The organism is Bacillus sp. Cr_A10, from assembly GCF_029222665.1.
Taxonomy (GTDB): domain Bacteria; phylum Bacillota; class Bacilli; order Bacillales_A; family Planococcaceae; genus Psychrobacillus.
The window spans coordinates 237684-263944 of the sequence record NZ_JARHXR010000019.1 but is presented as its reverse complement, the minus strand read 5'-3'; the positions used below and the strand labels follow the sequence as shown (position 1 = coordinate 263944).

Below are 26261 nucleotides of genomic sequence, written 5' to 3'. Positions count from 1 at the left end.
AAACCGAAAAGGAGTCAAGAAGAATGAGAAAAGTGAAAATGCTCGTACTAAGTGCACTAATTGTAGGGACTTTATCTGCACCAATTCAAGTCGCAGGCGCTACACCACCTAGTGAAGACAAAAACTCCTCGGAAACATTCCGCGTTTACGTGGAAGCAAACAACAAAACAACGAAATCTACTTTAAAAGGACAGTATGAAGCACGCTGGGAATTGACAGAGAACGGATTCTCTACAGATATGAATCAAAAACAATTTGAAGCATTGCAAAAGAATAAAAATGTGACGGTAACGAAAGTGGATATCGTAACATTGGATACGGATGTACGTGCATCCGAATTTGAAGCACTTGCAGGAGAATATCCAACGCAACAAGTACCATGGGGCATTAAAGCAATTTACAATAATAGCAATCTTACTACCACTTCAGGTGGACAAGGTATCAATATTGCAGTTCTAGACTCGGGAGTAAACACTAGCCATTATGACTTAGTTAACACAGTTGAACAATGTAAAGACTTTACAGGTTCTACCCCTCTAGTAAATGGTAGCTGTACCGATGGAAATGGTCACGGTACCCATGTAGCTGGTACTGCATTAGCAGATGGTGGTAGTGACAAAGCAGGTATTTATGGAGTAGCTCCTGAAGCTGACCTATGGGCATACAAGGTCCTTGGAGCAAATGGTTCTGGCTATTCCGATGATATCGCTGCGGCTATTCAACACACAGCAGATCAAGCAGTGGCAACAAGTACAAAAACTGTTATCAATATGTCTCTAGGCTCTTCAGTAAGCAATAGCTTAATTACTAACGCTGTAAACTATGCATACGGCAAAGGCGTGCTTATCGTTGCGGCAGCTGGAAATTCTGGACCAGCTCAAGGCTCCATTGGTTATCCAGGTGCACTTGTAAATGCAATAGCAGTTGCGGCACTTGAAAATCGTCAGCAAAACGGAACATACCGTGTAGCAGACTTTTCATCTCGTGGATACAGTTCTACTGATGGTGACTATGTCATCCAACAAGGTGATATTGAAATCTCTTCACCAGGGGCTTCAATTTATTCTACTTGGAATAATGGTGGCTATAACACAATTAGTGGTACATCCATGGCAACTCCTCACGTTGCTGGGCTAGCTGCTAAAGTTTGGGCTCAAAATCCAACTTGGTCCAATACACAACTTCGTACAAATCTACAAAACCGTGCTAAAGCAGTTGATATTAAAGGTGGAATCGGCGCAACAACTGGCGATGATTACGCTTCCGGTTTTGGGTTTGCTCGTGTGCAATAAAAGATTTACTTAAATAACCCCCCCTCCCTCCACTTTACCGAAGTGGAGGGTTAATTATTTTACCACCTTCATTAAATCCTCTACTAAATCAGGTAAATACTCCTTCAACTCTCTAAATTCAAACCTTAATTCTTTTGCCTTTTCATTGCTTATTAACCAAGTCTCCGAAATATTGTATGGAGAAATAGTATCTTCATTATCAGTAGAAATTATTTTCGCAGCAGCTTTTGCCTTTTCTTCTATTATATAAATCATCTCTTGTAGTTTAACGCTCCCATTGGAAGTTGCATTTATCGGCCCAGTAAAATCAGAAAGACCGATCCAAGCTAGAAATTGTCCAGCTTCCTCTTCCGATATAAAATCCATTGCAGCTTCTAAATTCACCAGATGAATTTCCTCTTGATTGACTACTTTCTCCACATAGAATTTAAGTCGTTCTGTATAATCATTCACACCAATAACTATTGGAAACCTGACAGCCACGACGGGGAAAGGAGCCTTTTGAAATAACACCGCTTCCGCCTGGCGTTTTCCTTCATTATAAGTAAAGTCTTCTTTAGGACCAATTACAATAGGATGCTCGGTTGGAATAAAATCCTCTTCTACATATCCAGTTTCTGCATTCCCTATGTCATATACAGATTTAGAAGAAGTGAAAACATATTTCTTCGTATTATCCTTGAAAACTTCTATAGCAGCCAATGCCTCCTGTGAGGAATAACAGATTTGGTCAAAAACTATGTCCCAAGTCTCTTTATCTAGAAGTTGTTTAAATTCTTTCAGGTTCAATCGATCCACAATGATTCTATTCACTCTAGTTGAAAATGAATCTTCTGTTTTCCCTCTTGTCGCTATCGTAACCTCAAACCCTTTTTCTAATAATGCTTCTACTAAATGCACCCCAAAAAATCGTGTGCCTCCTAAAACTAAAGCCTTTTTCAAACTTTTCATCCCCTTATCGTTTTCTACTATTAATTATATTATACTAATTTGCTTGGTATTACTGTAAAACTAAATTGGTCTCGCTAATCTCTGAATTAGTCTCGCTGTCTACCATTTTAATCTTGGTTATTACATTTTTGGTCTCAGTTTCACTATAATTAGTCTCGAAGTCACAATATATGTAAATTAATTTCCGATTTAATTAGATTCTTCCCCCTTGTATTTTCAATTCTATTAAATTATTTTATAAACTAATCATTTAGACCAGCTCTCTTTTTAAATAAACCATAAGTTACTGTATGCCAACTTTGGTAAATCTATTAAAATCTTTCACAACCCATGAACTACCAAAAAGAGCTGTTCCCAGAGTCGATCCGCTAACCGACTCTGGGACAGCCCCTTTTTTATTACTAGGATCGCTTCCATTACCTATGATTTTCTTATGACAACAGATTGTGTTACAGGATTGTTACTGGTGCCAGGCACCAGTAACAATCCTTTTATTAAAAGGTGAAATTAAAATAGCTCTGAATACAATTTACGTTCCCATTCATCAACACGATAGAAGTGTTTGTTCCACTCTTCCTCTTTTACTTTGATGAACTCTTGCCAGATCGGTCGTCCAATTCTATCTGCCAATACAGTATCCTTAGACAGATGGTCTAGAGCTTCTTTCAAATTACGCGGAATCCATTCAATGCCTAGTGCTTCAAGTTCCTGTTCGGATAAAGATCCGGCATCTTTCTCTAATGGAGCACCTGGATCCATTCTTTGTTGAATCCCATGTAAGCCTGCAGCGATAAGTGCGGCAGATAATAGGTATGGGTTACATGTGCCATCTGCTCCACGGTATTCAAATCTTCTCTCTCTTCGTGGTTCTAAAACACGAACGAGAACAGAGCGATTTCCAGCACCATAGCATACATGTGCAGGCGCCCATGATCCTGGAACCATACGTTTATAGGAATTCATCGTCGGTGCCCCAATAGCAGCTAACGATTTCCCATGATGCAAAATTCCTCCCATGAAATGATACGCTTTTTCTGAAAGTGCTAATCCCCTTTCGTCATTCAAATCCTTGAATAAATTCTTTGCTCCATCAAACAGACTAATATGTATATGTAGTCCGCTCCCTGCTAAATCGTTAAATGGCTTAGGAGCAAGCGTCCCGACCATACCCATGTCTCTTGCCAAATGTTTGAACAATTGCTTAAACGTAACCTGATCATCTGTTGCTTTTAAACATTCGTCATATTTCAAGTTAATCTCCACTTGTCCCGGTCCAAATTCACTAGACATTTGTTCCGTTTCCACTCCCATTTTGGCCATTGTTTCAATAAATTTTTGTGTAAACTCTTCTTGAATATCTAAACCGTCGGAAGAAAAACATGCACTGCTATCAGCAGGTATTAAACTTCCATTTTCTTCTTTTAATAAGTACGCTTCTTGCTCATACACCATAAACAATTTTCCGCCTAATACTTCCTCAGCTTCTTTTAATAATTTTTTCAGAACTCCTCGAGGGCAACCTTCCCATGGATTTCCGTTTTCATCTACTAAATCACAAAACATTCTTGCTGTTTTTCGGCGGTGTGGTAAAACGACGAACGTATCAGGGTCAGGTATTGCAAAAAAGTCACCATCATTCGGTCCATACATTGGATTTGGAACATACGTATCAAACATAGTAAAGTCCATGATCGCTGCACTAAAATTCACACCATCTTCCATGGCACTTTTAACGCTTGCTTTATTTATCGTACGAGCTCTTGTTACGCCAGTATAGTCTAAAAACTCAATGCGGATATATTCAATGCCTTCTTTTTCAATTCTCTCAAGTACTTCTTCTCTAGTTGTCACTTTATTCATCACTCCATAAACCAATTTTTCATCTAATATTCTTTAATAATTTTATAGCAAAATTAACATAAAGATTTACTCCTGTAGCTAAAACCTTATCGTCAAAGTGAAATTTAGGATGGTGTAGATCATAGGAAATTTCATCTTCTTTTTTAATTCCTAAACGAAAATACAAACTCGGAACAGACTCAGAGAAATAACCAAAATCATCTGCTCCCATGGAAGGATCTTTTAATTCAAATACATTTTCAACCCCAAGTAATTGCGTTGCCAATTCTTCAAACTCTTTTGTGATAAAACGATCATTTTCAATCGGTGGTGCACCAAAAATAAAATTCACTTCTACTTTTGCATTCCACTGAGCTTCAGCAACTTTACATACTTTCTCTATTTCCATTCTTAGCTTTTTTCTTACATCTGGTTGTAGTGCTCGCACAGTACCTTCTAAAACCACCGTATCTGCTACAACATTACTTGCTTCTCCACCACTTATTTTCCCAACATGTATAACCATAGGATGTACGGGATTAAAGCTTTTGGCAGTAATAGTCTGGAGATTTTGGATCAATTGGGCAGAAATCGCAATTGCATCCACTGCTTGATGAGGTCTAGCACTATGACCTCCTTGCCCCTTGATAATGATTTTAAAATCATCACAAGAAGCAGTAATACTTCCTTCTTTTATTCCAACTGCTCCAAAAGGAATATACGGCCAAACATGTAATCCTACTACGGCTTCAATAGTAGGATTTGCCAATACTCCTTTTTCAATTAGAGCTAAAGCTGCTCCATCGGCCTCTTCTCCAGGTTGGAAAATACATCGGACCGTGCCATTTAGAAGCTCCTTATGCTTATCCAATTCATAAACTGCTCCCAGTAAAATGGCTGTATGACCGTCATGACCACAAGCATGCATAATATAATTTTTTTTTGAAATAAAATCTACATCTGATTCTTCGTTAATTGGCAATGCATCAATATCTGCTCTTAACCCAATTGCAGGACCATCACTTAATCCGACAATATCGACATAAATGCCTGTCTCCCCAATTGTTTGATAAGAAATTCCCCAGTCATCTAGCACACTACGAATATATTCCGAGGTTTCAAACTCTTGAAAAGACAATTCTGGATACTGATGCAAATGTCTACGTATTTTAATAATTTCATCACTTATATCAGTTAAAATTGGTTGATTCATTTGAAACTTCCTTTTCTTTCTTATCTTTAAAGGCATTTTTATTAAAAATAATAAATAAAACAAATAATATAGTTAACCAGATTCCACCTCGAACAAGTGTCATCAATGAATTGATGAAAGAACCGTATAGAATCGCCACTATACTTATAAATCCTAGTACAGGAAACAATGGAAATAGCGGTTGCTTCCAAGATAATTTACTAATCTCTTCTTTACATTTAATTCGATAAATTACCCCTGCGATCAGTGCAAGCGACCAAGAGAATAACCAAGCAATTACTAACTGATTGGATAACTCAATATAAATAAAGTCTGGATTAATTTGACCTATTAATATTAATACAATAGTAGCTGCCCATATCACAATAATCGCATTAACTGGTGTATAAGTTTTAGGATGAATAGTACCCAAAAATTTTGGAAGCATTCCTTCTCGAGCCTGTTGATAGAAAATACGAGACGTTGCATAAATTGTTCCCATTAAAATAGTCGTTGCAGCAGCAATCCATGCAGCCGTATTCATAATGAATGCGCCTGCAACTCCAAATACTTTTCCAGCAGCTATAGTAAATGGAGAACTATCAATTGTCACTTGGTTCCATGGGATGATACCTTGAAGGACAAAATGCGCAAACGAATAGATTGCAATAAAAGTTACACTAGACCAAATTAACCCTCTTGGTAAATCTCTTTCTGGATTAATAGCTTCTGCACCAGCTGTCACTAGCGTCAATGCTCCCAAATAAGCATAAGTTCCAAGTGGAATTGCTCCAAAGAATCCTTCTAAACCATGCGGCATAAAAGGAGTAAAATTGTTAAAATCAACATCTTTTAAACCAAGAATTGCGAAAATAACCATTACGCCTACTAATGCAAGAACTAGATATAGCTGCGTACGTGCCGCTATCACAGTACCTAACATATTAATACCAGCAAAAATAGTAATAAATAAAATCGCAAAGAAAGCTGGCCACCACTCACCTGTTAAACTTGGGAAATACCACATAGTTATTTTCCCTAAAGCAAGACCGACACTTCCCCCAGCAATAATCCATCCAATAGCAAACGTAATTCCTGCTAAAAAGCCCCATGATTTTCCCATAAACCTCTCTACCCACATCGACATGGCACCTGCATTTGGCATAGCTACTGCCATTTCAGTTAATGCAATAATAAGAAATAGCTGAGATAAACCTGCTAGCATATAAGATACAATAGAACTTGGTCCTGCAATTGCAATACCTTGCCCCATCAATAAAAAGATTCCATCACCGACAACTGCTCCTACCCCTAATGCCCAAATATGCCAAAACTTTAAAGTTCTCTTAGGCTCTAAGTCTAATGTTAATTTTTGACTCATTTCTTGTCCCCCTAGTAATCTATAATTTTATTTGATATGCTTGTTCAAAATTTTTGTACAAAATCATTTCTCCGATGTATCGAGCCTTTTCGGCACTCATATAATCCTTTTCAACCCAACCACTTAACACACGTTCAAAACATTCGATAAAGAGCTTAACACCCATCCAATTCATTTCTGGAACAGTAAATGCATCGGAACCGTACATCACTTTGTCAAAAGGAGCCAACTCAAGAACTTGTGAGATAATTCGCTCTACCCCATGACCTGTAAAAGGATTTTGTAAGGAGATATCCATATACACATTAGGAAGAATACTAACAATAAAAGCTGCTTCTTCCATCCACGGATACCCTCCATGCACTAAGTGGACCTTCGTACTTTTATATTTTTCTTTTCGAAGTGTGTCCAACAAGAAACTAGGACTAGCTTTCGTCATGACAACTTCACCATCACCGATTCCCGTATGAATATGCATAAACTTATCTGCTTTTGTACACGCTTCCATCGCAATGTGAAAGCAATAATCTCTAAAAGCTTTAGCAGGAGAACGATCATTTAGCAGAAATTCTTGATATGCCTTTTCCGCATCTACCTTGTTCATCTCTTGAACCTCAAGTCCACTACGATAAGCAATGATTGTTTTTAGTCCAACAACCTCTTCCTTGCTTAAATCCTCCTCTAATTGATTTCGATATTTTTCTACAAACTCATCAAAAGACAGATTTTGTTTTCCTAACGAGGTCATTATTGGCTCAATTCGACTTATTTCCCAAACTTGAGCTCCACAAAGTTTTTCAAATTCTTTTCGATCTAATGGTGGTTGAGGATAACCAAAATCCATAATTGCTCCAACTAGGTTCACATCTTTAAATAATTCTTTTGAATACGCACTATAATCCTCTGCTTTTCTATTACGTATCTCTACAATTGACTTTAGATCTTCTTCACAACCGTAATAGTTAGACATAGTTCTTAGTAGTAGTTGAATCCACATATTTGATCCCGGATAAGGTTGGTGCTTCTGATGCCCTTCAATGCTCGAAAACATTTCTGGAATAACTGATAGAGACAACTTTCTCAAAAAACTAACCGGTGTTTCCATCTCTTTACTAGCTGCAAACGGGTGAGCATGGACGTCCACTACTTTAATTCCACTTAAACTAACTTCTTTCATCTGTAAACTCCTCCTTAAACCTAACGACAAAAATTTTGCGAAAAATATTTTTCTTCCCTTAATAAATATTTGTCGAAAATTCTGTTCAACAAATTTATTAAGTATGATAGACTCGATTATAAGATTTTTCAGAGTTTACAAACAACTGTATGAAAGAAATTTTTCGGAGGTGACAAAAATTGAAACAACTTTTAAAGAATATTGATTTTGAGAAAATCGCACCCTTTCTTTTTGAAGGGGTGATCATTGCGGATAAGGAAGGTTTAATAACTGGGGTAAACAAAGCGGTTATTGATTATTTTCCGAAGCTAACTATAAGTGATTTGATTGGAAAGCCACTTTGCTTCCTCATCCATTCGAAGGATTTGGAATTGTTTATGCTAAATAAACAAGATATGAGGAATATCAACATTTCAATTGGTTTGAATCAACTGCTCGCAAATTTTCGATATATAAACAAAGATAATATTTTAATAGTGTTTAAAAATATTACTAGCCTCCAAAACACATTAAATGATTTAAAAGAAGCAAATAACCAAATACGACTATTTCATAGTATTTTAGATAAAGTGGAGGAAGGAGTCTGTTTTATTGATAACAATCAAAAAGTAATTTTTTATAACAAAAAAATGGGAGAGCTAGATTCTAGAGAACCTTTGGGGGTAAGAGAAGAACTCTATGGATCGGTGTTTCAAAAGGCAAATTTTAAAGTGGACCCTCTGCTAAACTCTTTAGTGAAAGAAAGAAAAATAATACAAAATGAGTCTTTTTTTTCGAATAGCGGCAAAAAATACACAGTAAACAAAACGAGTGAGCCTCTTTTATTGGGAAACAAAAAAATAGGTGCATTATCCATTGTCCGTGACTTGTCAAAAACAGAAACAATCATTAGTGACATGGTTCAAATGAAATTTGAAGGAAACAATACACTAGCTATAAAAGAAGAAAAGAAAATACTCTCTGCACCTTCACTTACAAGTAAAAATAAAACAATGTTAAAAATTATTAATGATATAGAAAGCGCTTCCAGTTCTACAACGAATGTACTCATATACGGGGAAAAAGGTGTTGGAAAAAATTTTGTTGCAAGTCGTTTAACGAATAAAGTTAGAACGAAGCAAACACCTTTCTTTAACTTAAATTGTGGAGCAATACCCAGTAATTTATTGGAAAAAACATTATTTGGGGATAGTAACTCTAAAGGTTTATTAGAACTTGCAAATGGTGGAACTATTTTATTGGATGAGGTAAATACTATCGATGTTTCAGTGCAAGAGAAACTATTAAGAGTATTACGTGACAATAAATTAATTATAGGAAATGGCATTTCCGAGATACCAATTCAGATTCGTTTTATTTCTTTAATGAACGAAAAACCCGAGGTAGCCCTTAAGAATAATCACTTGTTAGAGGAAATGTTTTATATATTAGCCGGAGTTTCAATGAGAGTTCCCAGCCTTCGTGAAAGAAAAGAGGATATTCCATTACTAATCGAATACTTCCTAAAAAAGCAATTTATGCTCAATGAGAATTTTTCCTATAACATCTCAGAAGAAGCTCTTGAAATCTTATTAAAATATAATTTCCCAGGCAATGTAAGACAGTTAGAATACATCATTGAAGGTGCTATTGCTCTATTAGATAACAGTACAGTCATTTCTGCTGATCATTTGCCAAGCTATATATCGAAAGAGCAAGTCACATATAACGAAGTGGATTTCCCTAGAGACTATCTTCCTTCTTCCCTATCTTTAACAGAGCAAGTAGAAGCTTTTGAGAAAGAGATAATAGCTAACACATTAGCAAGTGCTAATTTTCATATTACAAATGCCGCTGAAATGCTGGGTATTACAAGGCAAAGTCTAAACTATAAAATAAAAAAATATGAAATTACCATTACGCGAGGAGAGAGTTAGAATGGATCAAAAAGAGTTACTAAAAAAAGATAAAGAGCTTATCTCAGAAGGTTTAAAGCTTCGTTTCTTTCCTCTTACAGTAAAAGAGGCAAAAGGTTGTTACATAACGGATATTAATGATCAGCGATACCTAGATTTAACAGCTGGCTGGGCAGTAGCAAACGTTGGTTATGGAAGAGAATCTATCGCTAAAATTATTCACGATCAATATATAAAGCTCTCCTTTACGACACAATTAAGTGCTCCAAGCGAAACAATGATTCAATTAGCGGATAAACTTGTCGAGATTGTTCCAGGTAATTTCGAGAAAAAGGTATGGTTCGGACACTCTGGTTCTGATGCAAATGACTTAATTAGTAAATTTCTTCCTGTTGCTACTGGTCGAAATAAAATCATTTCGTTTATCGGTTCGTATCACGGCCAAACGATGGGTGCTTCTTCTCTTTCGGGACATAGTGCGCAATCAAAATTTGAAGGTAGAGGAAATGTAGTAAAAATCCCTTATCCAAATGTATATAGACCTTTCAGCGGAATAAGTGAAAATTTAACTGACCAAACAATGCATTTCTTAGAAGAAGTATTTACTACTATTTGCCCCGCTGAAGATACTGCAGGTGTCATTTTAGAAGCTATCCAAAGCGATGGAGGAATGATTCTTCCACCCGAACAATTTTTGAATGCACTCCGTAACATCTGTGACCAACATGGAATTTATCTGATAGTGGATGAGGTAAAGGTTGGTATGGGGCGCACAGGAAAATGGTTTTCATTTGAGCACTCCAGTATTGTTCCAGACGTAGTCGTATTAGGCAAGTCACTGGGGGCAGGACTTCCAATCAGTGCGGTAGTTGGTCGAAAAGAAATTTTAGACACGGTTGCAGCTGGTCACATGTTTACAACAAGCGGAAACCCGATTTCTACTTCTGCAGCGATTGAAAACATCCGAATCATCGAGGAGGAATACTTGCTAGAAAACGCAGAAAAACAAGGCGTTTTGTTCTTAAATGGCTTAAATAAACTAAAAGAGAAATACCGAGTGCATTGGAGATGTACGAGGTAAGGGGCTTTCCATTGGTGTGGAAATTGTAACTGACAGAGACTCTAAAAAACCAGACGCAGTAAAAACTGCAGCTCTTTGTTACCATTGCTATGAAATTGGACTACTAATCTATAATGTAGGAATTTACGGAAATGTGTTAGAAATAACACCTCCACTTACAATAACGACCGCAGAAGTGAAGGAAGCATTAAGATTATTAGATAAAGCGTTCCATAATATCGAAAACGGGAACTTCCAATATGAAAAACTCAAAGAATACGCTGGCTGGGGATAAATATAAAAAAAGAAAGAAGAAAGAAGATTATGACAGGAGTATTACTGGTGCCTGGCACCAGTAATACTCCTGTCACACTATCTGATAATAAAAATATGTAAGAGGACAGTTCAAAGTTGATCCGCTATTTGACTTGGGAACAGTACTTCTATTTTTAAAAATAATCACCGAACGCTCCAAATCCAAAATACACTGAAAGCAGAGACAATGCAGCAAATACTACATATTCTACTGATCCACCAGTTCTCGTTGTGAGAGGAAAACGAATTGTTACCTTCAAAGGAAACAATAGTTTAATCCCATTTTTAGTTGCCATATCCAAAATATAATGACTAACCATCCCAACTAATATCCCTGCTGTCACCGACTCGTTTTTCATGAATGTTGTTAATAAAACCCCTATTAGAAGTAAAAATAACAAACTATGCGTAAAAGACCGATGCCCAAAGATTGTATTAATAACCTTTGAAACGATTGGAAGCTTCCGACCGATTGTGCTCCCTCCATGGCAAATATCCGGTATCAATGCGCCAACGACACCAGCCCCCAACAAAATAACCGGATCATAATGGGAGACTTGAGCAAAAGCAAGACTTGCTGCAATACCGCCTACGATGTGTGTGTTTCCTGTCATGCTAGTAATTCTCCTTTAGTTAATAAGTCAATTATCACTTTACACTATGCTAACAAAAGAAATAAAGAGCCATCGAACCTATATTCGCATTATTTTTATAGTTCTCCATATGACAAAGATATTACTGGTGCCTGGCACCAGTAATATCTCTTTGTCATATAACTCCTTTCTCTATATTTTCTTTAAAATACAAAAACAAAAAAGCGACTGAAGTGAGTATCTTCTAGTCGCACGTCCTTCTATTTCTTTTATAATCTCTATCTATAACACTTCAACATTCTCATTTAATATAGGAGACAATTTTTAGTGGTAGATGTTTATGCGAAATGTATCGTGACAATTCTTTTTAATAGGATCATTTCCTATATATTTTTAATCACGATGGATCGTGCGGTAGGTGTCGATCGTGGCGTGAAGCCTCTGCTTTTGTTTTAATAATACATTTTTAGATACATGAACGATATAAGCTTCACCATTACTAAAGGTAACTTTAGATTTCCCTTTTCCAAGAGATTCAACTTCAAAATGATGATTAAAGATCCAAACACACTCCAGGTTTTTATAAGAAATCGTTGGGAAAGCAGCTATCCCATTCGGATCAATGAGAAGAGGTGTCTTCACAAAATAATTCATCATCTTTTTAATCGCTTGGATGCGCCCTTCTAAAGTAGATGCATATGGAATACAAGCATTTCCCAATAGTTGTTGAACGGACAATGGTGAATAATAGACTCCATATGTCTTAATGATTTTAGATTTGTAAACTCCAGTAAACACTGATTTAAGCATTAACGTGTTTTTATCAATTAAAAAACATTTTTTCAATAATATCCTCCTTTTCCTCCTATAGCACCATCCTACCAAATATCCATATACTTGTATAGTCTAATTATACTGAATATATGTAATTGTTTGAATTATTAATAGTTATTAGGAATTTCTTCCAATATAAAACAATTCGTTTAAATATGGAAAACGTATAGTTTTTCTTTAACAAACGCCCTAATAAACGATTAGATAAGAATACCAATCACATCTATGCTTAGGGCTACCTAGGAATAAACGAATCGTGCACGACTCCAAAGGAAAACCCATTGAACTCGTTCGAAAAAATATTAACACAATATGAACCCATGATTTCATCCTGCATCCGAAAATTAAACATTTACAAAAATCATGATTTATACAAACAAGCAGGCAGAATCGCCTTATGGAAAGCATGGGTAAAATTTGATGAAGCTAAAGGAGAATTTGCACCTTATGCATACCGTTGCATTTATGGGTCCATCCTGGACGAATTAAAGAAAGAAAAACATGTAGAGGAAACAATTAATCCCATGGAAGATGAAAAACTTTCCTTTCTCTTAGAACATGTATTAGAAAGAAGTATCCAAAATGAGGATCTAAGTCTTGCACTTGAACAGCTAACAACAAACGAACGCGCATTAATTCTTTGGATCTTCGTCGAAGGTATCTCCCTCCAACAAGCAGCAACAAGAGCTGGAATAACCATTCCTGGAATTAAAAAAAGACGTGAACGAATGCTGAGAAAATTAAGAGAAATGATGCAGAGCAAGAAATAAATGAAGTCTCATCGGTAAGTATATTGAGATTTTAGAGAATAACTTGCGAAATTATTGAAGTTAATCTTGCGATACGTTCTGTCAAACTCAAAAACGCTATACCAAAAGCACAAAAGAACCGCCTTCATATCATTTGGATATGAAGGCGGTTCTAATATATATTTCTTGTTTAATTTGTCGGTTTAGATGCCGTAAGTGGAATCTTCTCATAGTCTGCCGGGTTCAAGTTTTCAACGGTTCCATCTGCAACCCCTTTAATAATTGCGTCAAGGCCACGTTCAACCGATTTCACAAGTTGTCCTTTTTCTTTCTGTCCCATCATTTGTGTCTGTCCTCTCACCTCAAACAGCACCGTTCCACTTCCATTAAGGGCATAGCTTCCAAGTGCTGTGCCCGGAAGATCAAGTCCTTGGGAATAGAGTGATATGTTCTTAAACTTTGAGTTTCCATAGGATTGAAGTTCATTATATACTGCAACGTTCAATTGTCTTGAAAAGTCATAGTTATAGTTATCGGCAAATTGTGCATATTTCGCCCCTTCTGGTGTATTCGGATCTGGAACAAACTGTGCGGATAACGATAGTGTCACTTCATCGGAAGTACCATCCACATAATACATGCCTTGATGGTGAAGATCTATGAAGACATCTACGTTTCCATATTCCGATTTCAATGCCTTATATACATCACGTGAAGTTTGCGATTCAGGTGTGATAAACCATCCAGGCTTATTGGATGCCCCTGGAAAATCTTGAGCTGTTGGAACATAATTGAGATCAGGATTGAAATCCCTATTTACATCGAACCCAGGGTTTTCGCCATAGTTATAGCTTTGGCTAATCCCTCGATCTAGGTAGTTCCAAGAAGGTTTAGCGCTCGCTAGCTGTGGAAAGTCCTCTACTACCTCTGCCCATGTCATGCTATTTCGACGCTTATCGGCCTCAGATGCATCTGGGTTCATCATCGGCATAAAAACAAGTGTGACTTCATCTCTTATTTGATTTGCTTCCTTGGAATTGGCGGAAAGATTTTTGAGTAGATTCAAAATTGCCACAGTTCCAGTTTTCTCGTTTCCATGAATTTCACTTTGAATTAGAATTACCTTATCTCCAGTTCCAACCTTCACAGTGTATATATCTAGTCCTTTATGAGATTGACCAGCAACATCAACCTCTAAAAGCCCTTTACTGGAAGCTTCCATCTGATATAAACTTTTTTTGAGTTCACTGTGACTTATAAAACCAGAAATTGAGTACTCATGATGATGTGTTTCTGAATCCACCTTTTCCGCCGCATAGGTAGGGAGAGCCAAACTTGTACACAAACCTAATATTCCAATTGTACTAACTATTTTCTTCTTCAATTACATTCACTCCTTCTATTTATCTATTTTCGTTTATAGATTATCAAAAGATTATTAAATAGTAAATATATTTTGAATATTTGAATAGTTAGTAATGTAAATAGATTTTCATCCTGTATCTTTAGAGACACGAAGGACTAATTATTTCGTCTATCGAAACGATAGAATTATTAGGTAAAATTAACCATATGTCTTTTATTTAGCCATCAACAACAATAACTTCCTAAACAAACAAGAGTCCTTTACAAAAGGACGCTTTGCTTTGTTTTACTTCAAGCAATAAATCACTTATCTCCTATCACTTCACTCGTAGCAATTATTTCAATGCCATTCAAAGCCTGCGTAGCCAACCGATCGGCTTCTGCATTCCCTTTTCGTTGTACCAATTCATACTCTGGTTGAATACCGATGTCTTTGATTTTTTTCTCAATTTTGTCTGCCCAGCTGGACAAATCTTTTTCGACAACTGGCCATTCCTCGCTCAGATGATTAATTACTACCTGAGAATCACCAATGAACCTCACAGGTAAATGGTGAACATTCAAATTCTCCAGCTCCTGTAATCCTAAATGAAGTGCTGCATATTCTGCCTCGTTATTTGAAGTGAGCCCCACAACAGGAGCATTCCGTCGTAATCTGTACGATTTACCACTCTGCTCATAATAAATAACACAGCCTAACCCAGCCCTACTCGATTCCCGATCATATCCCCCGTCGAAATAGACAGTTACATTATGCGGCTCTGTTTCAATTCCCTTTATATATTTTTTCAATTCTTTGATTGTCCAACTACTATCAAAACTATCTAGAAACACCAAACTTTTTGTACGACCAGTTCGCTCCATATCTTCTGCAAGCATAAGAGCCTGTGCAGCTGGCATTTCATCTGTACGAAAGATTATTTCTGCTCCCTTCGGCGTTTTATATGTCCATTCCATTCGAATCTTCATATTCATCCTCCTACCATTAACTATCTTTTAGTTTATATACAAAATTAGTTTACCCAAGGCTCGCTTTAGTAAATCAGATGAAAGTTTATAAGATAAGTTTATTGCTATCACAGGGATTCAATAATGAACATCCATATTTTTTTATATTCCAATGCAACTGAGAGGAATGAAACCCAATTTGTTTGTCACTATGACTTCTCCAAGAAAAAAAGCGCTTGGAATTTAGAACCTCACAGACCAAATGTATATTACCTTTCTACCGTTTTAGGATCATGTAATCCAAAATAGCCAACGCTTTACATTAACTCCTTAGCTATATATCTTACACTTTGTTGAATATGGAAGGGTCTGTCCCAAAAGTCACTATAAGTGACATACAGAACAGACCCTTTAACTATTTTTGACTTATAAATAGATGAAGTTTATTTTTGTCCAGATAATATTTCTTTAGTTGCTTTATAAAGATTTTCAATGCTGAGTTCATGATTACCTTTTAATAATTTTAATGCTACCTCTTCACACATTTTTTGCAATGCTTCCACATCACATCCAGCAACTGCTAGCGGTAACAATCCTACGGGAGAAATCTCCAAAGGTTTCTTTATCCTTGGAATCACGAATGTACGGTTTTCCCTCTCTGTCGCCAAAACCTTGTAGGCATCATCATGGCCATCAGTAGTAACAATGACTCGGGAAGTCGATTCATACCTATAGCGTCGTTCCATGTAAGCCCGTAATAGTCTATAGGCACTGGGTGGTCCGTTTACAGAACCTGAATTGGATATAACATTAATGTATACGTCTTTGTATGCAATGTACTGGATCAATTGATTTATATAAAGTCCACTCCTATGTTCCCCAGCAAAAATAATCTCTGGAATATTTGCATCCGAGTTGAAATAGGCTTTTAATCCTTCGTAATACATCTTAGTGGCATAATATAATTCTCCAAACCCTGTGACGATTAGAATGGATGAATTATTTCGTATTTCTTCCGCCAACTCATTAATTGAACTTATAACTTGGTCATGATTCTCCCAAAAAACTAGATTAGGTGGAATATTAGTTCCATTCATGCAATAACCTCATTTTTGTGGAGTACAAAATACTATATAAAGTATGTTTGCCTTTATAAAATATAATAGTTATATTTTATAAAATCTTCCGGATATGCATAAATGGATATTTTTTTTAAACAGTGGCTTTTGATTGTGACTTTAGACTACTTTTAAAGAAAGAATACCGCTGGTTAAACTTACTTTAAGTACTGCTTTTTATTTTCCTTAATAGCTTTAATATAAAAAGGAAATTCCATAAATTCAAATAAAGACAGAGATTGCGTGTATACTTCTTTTATTTCTTTAAAGGGAAAATCCATTTTTTCTAAGCATTGCCCTTTATAATATAAGAATTGTCCTGCTAAGGAGATAATACCTGTTTCTTTGGATTTGCTTATTCCTTGATTAGCAGTATCAAGTGCTTCTTCAATATTATTTATGTCATACAGTACTTTACACTTGTTATATAGTACTGTAATAAGCGTTTCATAAATCTTATAATCATTATAATTTTTTTGAATATGTTCCTTAAGGATTTTATTATAGTAATATAAGCTTTTGTTAGCTTCACCGTTTTCTGCATATACGATGGCAATCGTATTGTTAATTTTTATATGCAAAAAACGGAACTGGATGGTAGTTTGATTGGATGAAATTAAAATATTCTTCAAATTGGTGATACATTCTTCTGGAGAAATCATTTTTAAATTATAATGAGCTGTTTGTAAAAGATAATCTAAATAAAAATTTAACCAAATATTGTCCAAGGATATTTCATTTTTATTTATAATTGAAATTATCTTTTTATAGTCATGCTCTTTTAAGTGAAACTCAATATTTTTTATTAATCTTTCACTTTCTAATACGTTCTTATAAAATAGCATTTCAATTAAATATTCAACAGGGACCTGTAGCTTTAATGCAATTTTTAATAAAGTATCTATTGCAGGATAAACTTCACCTGCCTCAATTCGACTAATTGTAGACTGAGTACAAATATCTTTTGCAAGCTCCTTTTGAGACATTCCCAATTCAGCTCTAAGTTTACTGATTTCTAGCCCTAAATATGTCATTTCCAAACAAATCACTCCATATTTGGATTTTTCTAAAATTACTATGTAGATAATAGCAAATCTTGCTTCATTTAACCCATAGTTATTTGAGCATAGCTTTGTTTTTATTAAATTCAAAAAGATACTTTGCAATAGAAGGATACTAAAAGATTAGCAGCCAAAAATATTTATTCGATTGCTTGTTACTTTCTAATTTTCAATATAGAATTCGCCTCATTCTCATTGGTTAGGATCATTAAAACCTTAAGGCTTTACTCGTATTCATCCTTGCTGCTTTCAACGCTGGATAAATCCCAAACAAGCTACCACATCAGAACTTGTGCAATTTTATATTCTCTAATGCAAGATTCGACAAACATCTTCATATACCTTTTAAATGTGAAAAAACCAAAAACCACTTGAACACGACAAACAGCTGAATTCTACCAAGTTAGTATTCCTTTCAAGAATCTCTGGCCAACTCTCTACTATGTATATCAATACTTTCTTTCCCCCTTTAGACACTCCCTCCGCCATACTTTTTAGTTCCTTATAATCTATAATTTACCAAAATTGCATGTTATGATAGTTTCTCACTTACTAAACGTAAAGGAGAGATATTTAGTGAAAAATTTATTAAAAATGGTCGCAATAACAGTCTTATTAGTTTCGTTGTCGTTTGCATCAGTTGCTTCAGTAAGTGCTGCCACACCTTCAAAAATTATGTGGGGCAAAACAGAATTAAAAATTGGACAAATTGGTAAAGTGACAGTATTACAGGATACTCCTTTAGTTAAACTTGCATCTGATGGTACCCTTACAACTGTTCGTACATTGAAAAAAGGCGACGAATACCGAGTCTACAGCTACAAATCTAATTTAAATGGATTATATGGTGTAGGTGCGGAAAGCTTTGTACAAAAAAATACGAAGATCAAATACGAAACACCTTCTAAGAGAAAGCTTGAAATCTTATCCTTTCAAAAACTTTTCCAAGAAGCTGCTGCAAAACAAATCAGCACGACAAGAGGCTACCATACAAAACAAGAGATTCTGACACTTTTCAGCCCTCATTTCGCTGATGAGTTTACATCTCGATTTATTTCTAACAGCATGTTGAAAAAAGAAATTGATGGTGAAACACATTATTACTTCCCACAAAACACGGATAACATTAACTCTAATTACTTTGTAGTGAGTACCTTAACATGGACGGATAAAACATCTATCACCCATTACCAAGCACCAACTGTAGATAAAGACAACAAAAAAGGCATGTCCAATCTTGTGAAAATCAGTGAACACCAAAAATATAATGGTCTCGTAGATGCTCATACGTATACAATTACATTGCTTAAAACAGACAATGGAAGCTACAAAATCATAGAAGTACAAAAACAATTTTAACTAATAAATAGGCATTTTCTTTTCAAAAATAGAGCCGTCGAAGATACAATTTCGACGGCTTTTAGCTTTCAATCTGTAAACTGGTGCTGCTCCCCCTACTTCCAACTGCAGAATTGTCAAGCTTCTCACAAGAAGGCATTAATAAAAGTTGTTTCCCTGCCTTTAACTCCCCGATAATCATCACAATAACTGGTTCCTTAGCATTCTTGCATCAATCTAGTTAATTTAGAGATTTCTTCCTCTATAATCAGTAGAAGCATCTAGCAATTGCCTCTGCCATTTTCGAAGTAATAGTCCTTCCTTAACATCAAAATTATACCAAAAATAAGATTCTTTTTTCACAGACTACACTAATAGTTATTTGAAACATAACTGAAGAAATCCTTTGAACTTCCAGATTCTTATTGATTTCTTGCCATAGATGTCAGGGGACAGGAGAACCTTCTACTCGTTTCCTCTGACATTGAATTTAACAATGTTTTGCGGTAAAGTTAGTACCATTGGGAATTCTTTCTATCGGTCATTTTGTATTAATTTTACCAGAGCGGAAACGAATTCCTTTTTACTATAAAAAATCAACTCTTTTAGACTAGGGTATAAATTATATATAAAGGCTTAAGGAGGAAAACATGAATACGACGGAACCGAACTACATTACAGAATCTAAGAGAAAGTGTATAGAGGCCGGGATGGATCCGAATGTGGTATCAAGACCAAAGACCTTTTTAAGTGAAGTGGAGTTTGAACAGAAGAGAAAATCTTATAGCGAAATACTTTCAGTAGTAAGTTTTTTCTCGAATAAGCTACTGGATTCCTTAAAAGGTACTCCAATACTTGTTGTTGTTTCGGATGCAACTGGTTATCTTCTTGAAATTGAAGGAGATGAAACGATAAAGTCTACCATTGAACAATTCGGTATCAAGTCTGGCAGTCTATTCACCCAAGAAGATACAGGTACGAATGTTATTAGTCTGTCGTTGCAACAAAAGCATCCGATCAGTATTATTGGCGAACAACATTATCATACGTTTCTTCATGATATTGCTTGTTACGGGACTGCATTTCATTATACGGATGAAAACAACTTGCTTGGTAGTGTATGTATCATGATGCCCATCCAGTTTCAGAATGAACTTTTCTTAACGATGCTAACTCAGGCAGTTGATTCAATCGAAAGAGAATTATTATTAAGAAAACAAAATAAAAAGCTTAATATTATGAATCAGATTATGTTAAGTAGAACAAGAAACGGAATTGTAATTACAGATGAGAAAGGGATCACTACCGAGTTTAATAGCTTTGCCCAAAAAATTTCAAATATTAGTAGAGATTCGGTAGTGGGAAGAAATATTCTTGAATCGGATCTAACGGGCGAGTATTTCAAAGAAGTACTGGAACAGAAAAAGATATTTAAAAATGAAGAAATTAAATTTAAAGATGACGCGGGCAACCTCATTGTCTGCTTGTTCGATGCACAGCCTATATATGAAGAAGATAAAATGATAGGAGCCTTTGGTCAGTTTAGGGACATCTCAGATCGTTACATACTGCAGGAGAAGTATAACTACTTAGCCTATCATGATGATTTAACAAATCTACCAAACAGACGATATATTAATAAGGAAATAGAATCCATTATTAAGGAATTAAATGCTGGTCGCAATAGAACTTTAGCCCTTTTATTTATAGACCTGGATCGTTTTAAAATCATTAATGATAACTTTAATCATTCATACGGGGATAAACTCCTGATCGAGGTAAGTAAACGTTTGAGTGGTTGTCTTGGGGAAAAGGATATGCTCGCTCGAATGGGTGGCGATGAATTTATTTTCCTACTGAAAGATTTTGTTGAACCGGATTATGTCACGAAAAAAGCGGAAGAGATACTCCAACTGTTGCTGCAACCTTTTCATGTCAGCGGAAAAGAATTACATACGACAGCGAGTATCGGGGTTGCGATTTATCCCAACCATCCAATTACAATGGAACAGCTCATGGTTTATGCCGATAATGCGATGTACCAGGCAAAATCTCAAGGGAAAAATCGCTATGTCGTTCATACCTCCGAATTATTAGATGCAATGATGGACGAATACATGCTCGAGGTAGATTTAAGAAGAGCATTGGAGAATAATGAGTTTGTTCTCTATTATCAGCCCCAGATTAATAACGACACCGGTAAATTGGTTGGATTTGAAGCGCTAATTCGTTGGCAGCATCCTACGTTAGGTCTGATACCTCCAGGAAAATTTATAAAACTAGCAGAAGAAAACGGATTGATTACTCAAATTGGAGAGTGGGTCATCGATGAGGCCTGTACTCAAAACAAAAAATGGCATGATGCTGGAATGACACCTGTGAAAATGTCCGTTAACCTATCCACGCAGCAATTCCTTACCGGAAATCTGATACCATATATGGAAAATGTATTGAAACGTACAGCTATCGATCCAGCATATGTAGTCGTGGAAATTACCGAATATATGGCGATGGAGTACGACTACTCCATTCAAGTATTGGAACAACTAAAAGCTCTCGGTATTGGCATCAGTATTGATGATTTTGGAACAGGCTATAGCTCGTTCAATTATCTTAAAAATTTTCCAATTGATTATATTAAGATCGACAAATCCTTTGTGAGTGAATTAATGAACAATGAGAAGGATGCCATCATTGTAAAAGCAATTATCTCATTAGCACATAACCTTCATAAAGAGGTAATCGCAGAAGGTGTGGAAACAAAAGAACAGCTTGATTTTCTGAAAACTCATCAGTGTGATATCTCACAAGGTTATTTCTTTAGCAAACCACTTTCCGCGGACGAAATTGAGAAGATTTATATAGAACAACATTAATCATAGGGAGAGAATGACAGCATGAAAACTACTTCATCTGTATTAGTAGCAAATTTTAAACATTGGGGAATTCATCATATTTTTGGCATTCCAGGAAAGGCTGTATCCCCTATATTATTCGAGATATTACACCATGAAATGGAATTTGTATTAAGTAAACACGAAGCAGCCGCAGGGTTTGAAGCTTCCGGCTATGCCTTGATGAATCAGAAAATCGGGGTCGCAGTTGGTACATCTGGACCTGGTGGGACTAACCTGCTTACAGCTGCCGGCCAGGCAAAAGCTTCTAATCTACCACTATTAATCATCACTGGACACCCTTCGATGAAAGATACTGGAAAAGCAATGGGACAGGACTCTAGCCTATTCGGTGCTGATCTTGTAGATATGTTTAGATCTGTTACGAAGTTTAGTGCACGGGTAGAACGAGGCGATATGCTAAAGCCATTCCTGCAGCATGCACTGGAAAAAGCTCTATCGGGTGTAAAAGGACCTGTACATCTGTCTATCCCGTTTGATATTTTATTAGAAGAGATTGAACCGTTCCAACTAGAGTTACCAGTATCCTATGAAATGATTTCACCTAAAACGAGTGAAGTAATCGACAAACTGAATGTGGCCAAACGTCCCCTTCTATTCCTAGGAAAGGGCGTTCATTCGAGTAAAGCCTATGAAGAAGTTCAGCATCTTGCAGAACATTGGAACATCCCTGTCATTACCACACCAGGAGGAAAAGGAGTTTTTCCTTCCAATCATACGCTTTCATTAGGTGCATTCGGATTGGGGGGTACCGACGAAGCAACCGCATACTTAAAAGAGAATGTTGACCTACTGTTAGTCATCGGATCAAAGCTAAGTGATATGTCCATCGCTGGATTATCGGAAGCGATGTATCCAGAGCATATTATTCACTTCGATTATGACCCGACCTTTATCGGGAAATCAATCCAAGTACCAACTACTCCAGTTCTAGGAGATATAAAAGCAAATCTAACGGCTATTTTAAAAGATATACCGAAAACCGACAGCGAAGCATTTATAGCACCAATCGAGTTAAGTCCACTTGAAGATAATAATCCAGGAGAGCGAATGTCAGCAGTCCAAGTATTACGGGCGATGCGTTATGCGCTTCCAGATGAAGCGATTATTTTCGGAGATGATGGAAGCCACTCTTTTTACGGTATCAAATACTTTGATATATACAAGCCTGGGACTTTCTTCTTTGATGACATATTCGGTGCAATGGGCAATGGAATTGGCTATTCCATCGGTGCGAAACTAGCAGCCCCAAATGAAACAATTGTATGCTTAGTTGGGGATGGATGTATGTTCATGCACGGTACAGAGCTTTCCACGGCGTACAATTATAACTCTCCTGTCTTGTTCATCGTTTTGAATAATGGACGATTGGATATGGTGGAAAAAGGGATGCAAAAAATGATTGGCACATCTATAGGTGGTGTTTATGAGACTCCACTCAATGTCACCCGATTTGCCGAATCGATGGGACTGGAAGCATATACTTGTTATAATCCATATGAATTAACTGATCGAATTAAAGAAGCATTACATAGAATCGAAGAAACAAATAAACCAATCGTGATTGAAGTATTAGTAGATGAAAACGAAATACCACCAACAATGGGGAGGCAGTAAGATGGAAAATAACGAACGATTCGAATCCGGTTTACATGCAATGGAAGAATTATTCTCCGAAGAAGTACGAAATGGCATGGCCGGGATTAAAAATATTTCGCCAGATTTTTGGGAGATGATTGTATCCTTCGGATTTGGAGATCTCTACGGTAGAAATACGCTTTCCCACGCACAACGAGAAGTCATCACACTCACAGCACTTATCACACAAGGAGCGTTCGATCAGCTGAAAGTTCACTTACAGGCAGCTCTAAACGTTGGGCTCTCCAAAGAAGAAATTATTGAGCTCATCATGCACTGTGCCGGATACGCCGGGTTTCCAAAAGCCGTTCAGGCAATGGGAATAGCTGGGGAGATATTTAAGGAAACAGAGGAAACACGTTAAGGGTTTAGCGTTTTATTTTAAAGTAGGATTACTTCAAATAGGTGGGTATTAAACGAAGAAAGCAGCCGGATTCAATTTCGGCTGCTTTGTCTTTTTCAGAACATGTAAAATGCATTTTATTTTGTTTCTAACACAGGGACTCGTTTTATATCACTGCCCATTACTCATGCCGTTCTATTCTAATAATGTCATCCATTTTTTGTCGTTCAAAATATTTAATAATACTATGTTTTATTACCCAATTTACCAGTATATTCTTTTAACCAACTGACACGTTCCCGTGACAACGCCCAAAAACAATCACTTGGTGTTTCAGCCTTCTTTCTGCCGTCATCTGCTTTATTGTCTTCTCCAATTCCTCACTGATTGGCACAATGATCATAGGCTGGACTAGGTCCATTTCGTCAATAAAGGAATCAAACAAAAGTAATGATTTTTAATAATTTTTCTAATAGTTACATTGTAACAAATCTATTTATTATTGGTTAGTCTGTGTATAGGCAATAATTATCTACAATGAATCAAAAGAGATTTATCAAAGGTAAACGCCAACCCACCTCTTCTTAGGTGAATGTTATCTACCGCTTACTTATTTAATAGTGAATTGTAGTCAATTATCAAAACTGTCCTTAACACATGGATGCATTTTTAAAGAGTACACAAAAAACAGGTGTAGAAAAAGATTCATTTTCTATACCTGTTTCAATTTAGGGGTATACGGCTCACTGGATAACCCTATTTGTTTCCTGTATGTCCTAAGTTCATACACAGGTACACGCTCAACAAAAAACCATCCTATAACAACCCATCACGCACCATCTGCAGAATATCACTGTGGGCACTTAATATATCATCTTTAGCACGAATAGAAATCTGCTCAGCTGCTGCTTGTGCTTTTCGTATTTCTTCTTTCTCATTTACTGTTAAAATGACTCGGTTTTCCATCACGATGTTTCCATCAATGATTACCGTTTCGACTTCATCCCCACGTGCAGAATACACAAGGTTCGGAACAATATTACGAATAGGTGTTGTTAACACTGGGAAAAATGTAGGTGTGGACAAATCTAGTAAGATAACGTCTGCTTTTTTACCTGCTTTTAACGTACCAACTTGGTCGTCAATACCCATCACTTTAGCTGCTTCGATTGTTGCCATTCGAAGTGCCTGAGTTGCATTAAATACTCGTGGATCTTTATATTTCACTTTGTTTAAAATGGCTGCCATTTTCATCTCATTAATCATATTATTACAGTTATTCCCTGGAGCTTGGTCAGACCCAAGACAAGCCGTTCCCCCTGCATCCAAAAACTTCTGAACTGGCGGGACCATACCATCGATAATACCTATACTACCTGCACAGTATATTAATTTTGCTCCACTTTTTGCAACAACTTCCGTTTCCTCATCTGTTGCCTCAGTTAAATGCACAGCGATGAGTCGCTCATTTAAAAGACCTTGTTCTTTTAGAAATTCAATCGTTCGCTTACCGTACCGTTTTTCAATTTGAAGTACTTCACGGTCGCCTTGTGCAACATGCATATGCAATTTTGTATCTAATCTTTCGGCATGCGCTTGAATTTCTTTTAATAGCTCCAAGCTCATCATATCCGGACCATGTGGACCAAGGATAACTGTAATTCGTCCATTTTCGGTATTATTATGTTCCTCATATAGATCTAGATTTCGTTGAAGCTTTGCTTGACCAATAGAAGGATCAAAAGGATATAACTCTCCTACTGGCAAATCTCCAATATTATCCGGTATCTCGTTTATCAATTCGGCAAGTCTTGCCCGTGCACCAATCTTTTTATAATTGTGTACAAGTAAGTCCATACGCCCATCGTAATCGCAAAAAGTAGTCGTTCCTGCCTTCAAACCTTCTATAATATTGACCATAGACCCAACAACACTTTCTTCTGGACGTAAGTGTTTCTGGAATGGCCAAAGACCTTTTTGCATCCAGTTTGACATATCTTGCGCCACTCCGCGGAAAATACTGATGCCCGTATGGATATGTGCATCGATCAATCCTGGCATAATTAATTTGTTGGTAGCATCAATCATCTTTTCTGCCTCATAATTAGCCAAAATTTCTGTCGATTCTCCAACTGCTTCTATTAAATTACCTTTTATCGCTATAGCTCCGTTCTCAATAAATCCAACACCTTTACCTTCCATTGTCAGAAGATGCCCATTATGAATAATCATATCAACCTTCAACATACATTATCAC

Annotated in this window: 22 protein-coding genes; 10 read left to right on the top strand and 12 right to left on the bottom strand. The window is 36.5% G+C overall.

Translation table 11 applies throughout. From position 1 onward, the window contains the following. Window positions 1–23 precede the first annotated feature (23 nt). Window positions 24–1292 (top strand): S8 family peptidase, encoded by a 1269-nt coding sequence (locus P2Q73_RS17505; protein ID WP_275789470.1) that lies wholly within the window; start codon window positions 24–26, stop codon window positions 1290–1292. Between the two features lie 54 nt (window positions 1293–1346). Here P2Q73_RS17505 and P2Q73_RS17500 read toward each other — a convergent pair whose 3' ends face one another. The 5 genes from P2Q73_RS17500 to P2Q73_RS17480 form a co-directional block, all read right to left on the bottom strand. Beyond that, window positions 1347–2243, bottom strand: coding sequence for an NAD-dependent epimerase/dehydratase family protein (locus P2Q73_RS17500; RefSeq protein ID WP_275789468.1), 897 nt, complete (start codon window positions 2241–2243; stop codon window positions 1347–1349). Window positions 2244–2750: 507 nt separating this feature from the next. Beyond that, entirely contained in the window at window positions 2751–4103 is a 1353-nt protein-coding gene (locus P2Q73_RS17495) for a glutamine synthetase family protein (protein ID WP_275789466.1), read from the bottom strand. Window positions 4104–4122: 19 nt separating this feature from the next. Next, window positions 4123–5295, bottom strand: a complete 1173-nt coding sequence (locus P2Q73_RS17490) for a M20 metallopeptidase family protein (RefSeq protein WP_275789464.1) — start codon at window positions 5293–5295, stop codon at window positions 4123–4125. Continuing rightward, window positions 5273–6655 carry an APC family permease gene (locus tag P2Q73_RS17485; RefSeq protein WP_275789462.1) on the bottom strand — a complete coding sequence of 461 codons (1383 nt, stop codon included), beginning with the start codon at window positions 6653–6655 and terminating at the stop codon, window positions 5273–5275. Before P2Q73_RS17485 ends, P2Q73_RS17490 begins: the two co-directional genes overlap by 23 nt. Before the next feature lie 19 nt (window positions 6656–6674). Beyond that, the gene (locus P2Q73_RS17480; protein ID WP_275789460.1) at window positions 6675–7832 is read right to left on the bottom strand and encodes an amidohydrolase family protein; all 1158 of its coding nucleotides are present in this window, start codon (window positions 7830–7832) and stop codon (window positions 6675–6677) included. Window positions 7833–8011: 179 nt separating this feature from the next. On the opposite strand from P2Q73_RS17480, the gene P2Q73_RS17475 reads away from it, so the two are divergent. From P2Q73_RS17475 to P2Q73_RS17465, 3 genes are read left to right on the top strand one after another with little or no spacing between them, the layout of a single operon-like run. Continuing rightward, window positions 8012–9748, top strand: a complete 1737-nt coding sequence (locus tag P2Q73_RS17475) for a sigma 54-interacting transcriptional regulator (protein WP_275789458.1) — start codon at window positions 8012–8014, stop codon at window positions 9746–9748. A gap of 1 nt (window position 9749) precedes the next feature. Then, window positions 9750–10808 carry an aspartate aminotransferase family protein gene (locus P2Q73_RS17470; protein ID WP_275789456.1) on the top strand — a complete coding sequence of 353 codons (1059 nt, stop codon included), beginning with the start codon at window positions 9750–9752 and terminating at the stop codon, window positions 10806–10808. 16 nt (window positions 10809–10824) lie between these two features. Next, the gene (locus P2Q73_RS17465) at window positions 10825–11082 is read left to right on the top strand and encodes a hypothetical protein (protein ID WP_275789454.1); all 258 of its coding nucleotides are present in this window, start codon (window positions 10825–10827) and stop codon (window positions 11080–11082) included. A gap of 154 nt (window positions 11083–11236) precedes the next feature. Here the strand turns inward: P2Q73_RS17465 and P2Q73_RS17460 are convergent, their stop codons facing one another. Next, a complete protein-coding gene (locus P2Q73_RS17460) occupies window positions 11237–11716 on the bottom strand; it encodes a metal-dependent hydrolase (RefSeq protein WP_275789452.1) in 480 nt (159 codons plus the stop codon). 372 nt (window positions 11717–12088) lie between these two features. Then, window positions 12089–12541, bottom strand: a complete 453-nt coding sequence (locus P2Q73_RS17455) for a competence protein ComK (protein ID WP_275789450.1) — start codon at window positions 12539–12541, stop codon at window positions 12089–12091. Window positions 12542–12810: 269 nt separating this feature from the next. On the opposite strand from P2Q73_RS17455, the gene P2Q73_RS17450 reads away from it, so the two are divergent. After that, window positions 12811–13299 carry a sigma-70 family RNA polymerase sigma factor gene (locus tag P2Q73_RS17450; protein ID WP_275789448.1) on the top strand — a complete coding sequence of 163 codons (489 nt, stop codon included), beginning with the start codon at window positions 12811–12813 and terminating at the stop codon, window positions 13297–13299. Between the two features lie 169 nt (window positions 13300–13468). Here P2Q73_RS17450 and P2Q73_RS17445 read toward each other — a convergent pair whose 3' ends face one another. Together P2Q73_RS17445 and P2Q73_RS17440 are read right to left on the bottom strand one after the other, a co-directional pair. Continuing rightward, window positions 13469–14662 (bottom strand): M14 family zinc carboxypeptidase, encoded by a 1194-nt coding sequence (locus P2Q73_RS17445; RefSeq protein WP_275789446.1) that lies wholly within the window; start codon window positions 14660–14662, stop codon window positions 13469–13471. Between the two features lie 284 nt (window positions 14663–14946). Next, complete coding sequence (locus P2Q73_RS17440; RefSeq protein WP_275789444.1) at window positions 14947–15612, bottom strand: ribonuclease H family protein; 666 nt, start codon at window positions 15610–15612, stop codon at window positions 14947–14949. A 123-nt stretch (window positions 15613–15735) separates the two neighbouring features. On the opposite strand from P2Q73_RS17440, the gene P2Q73_RS20450 reads away from it, so the two are divergent. Beyond that, entirely contained in the window at window positions 15736–15900 is a 165-nt protein-coding gene (locus P2Q73_RS20450; RefSeq protein ID WP_481747168.1) for a DUF2599 domain-containing protein, read from the top strand. A 134-nt stretch (window positions 15901–16034) separates the two neighbouring features. On the opposite strand, the gene P2Q73_RS17435 is transcribed toward P2Q73_RS20450, so the two are convergent. Both P2Q73_RS17435 and P2Q73_RS17430 read right to left on the bottom strand, forming a co-directional pair. Beyond that, a complete protein-coding gene (locus P2Q73_RS17435; protein ID WP_275789442.1) occupies window positions 16035–16688 on the bottom strand; it encodes a glucose-6-phosphate isomerase in 654 nt (217 codons plus the stop codon). Between the two features lie 179 nt (window positions 16689–16867). Beyond that, window positions 16868–17743, bottom strand: coding sequence for a helix-turn-helix domain-containing protein (locus tag P2Q73_RS17430; RefSeq protein WP_275789510.1), 876 nt, complete (start codon window positions 17741–17743; stop codon window positions 16868–16870). Window positions 17744–18346: 603 nt separating this feature from the next. Here P2Q73_RS17430 and P2Q73_RS17425 point away from each other — a divergent pair. From P2Q73_RS17425 to P2Q73_RS17410, 4 genes are all read left to right on the top strand, one after another. Continuing rightward, window positions 18347–19129 (top strand): hypothetical protein, encoded by a 783-nt coding sequence (locus tag P2Q73_RS17425; protein ID WP_275789441.1) that lies wholly within the window; start codon window positions 18347–18349, stop codon window positions 19127–19129. 629 nt (window positions 19130–19758) lie between these two features. Further along, on the top strand, window positions 19759–21984 hold the full coding sequence (locus P2Q73_RS17420) for an EAL domain-containing protein (protein ID WP_275789439.1): 2226 nt from the start codon (window positions 19759–19761) through the stop codon (window positions 21982–21984). A gap of 21 nt (window positions 21985–22005) precedes the next feature. Continuing rightward, window positions 22006–23640, top strand: a complete 1635-nt coding sequence (locus tag P2Q73_RS17415) for a thiamine pyrophosphate-binding protein (protein WP_275789436.1) — start codon at window positions 22006–22008, stop codon at window positions 23638–23640. Continuing rightward, a complete protein-coding gene (locus tag P2Q73_RS17410; protein WP_275789434.1) occupies window positions 23603–24025 on the top strand; it encodes a carboxymuconolactone decarboxylase family protein in 423 nt (140 codons plus the stop codon). The genes P2Q73_RS17415 and P2Q73_RS17410 overlap by 38 nt, the downstream gene beginning before the upstream one ends. A gap of 795 nt (window positions 24026–24820) precedes the next feature. Here P2Q73_RS17410 and P2Q73_RS17405 read toward each other — a convergent pair. Further along, entirely contained in the window at window positions 24821–26251 is a 1431-nt protein-coding gene (locus P2Q73_RS17405; RefSeq protein WP_253278853.1) for an amidohydrolase family protein, read from the bottom strand. Window positions 26252–26261 lie beyond the last annotated feature (10 nt).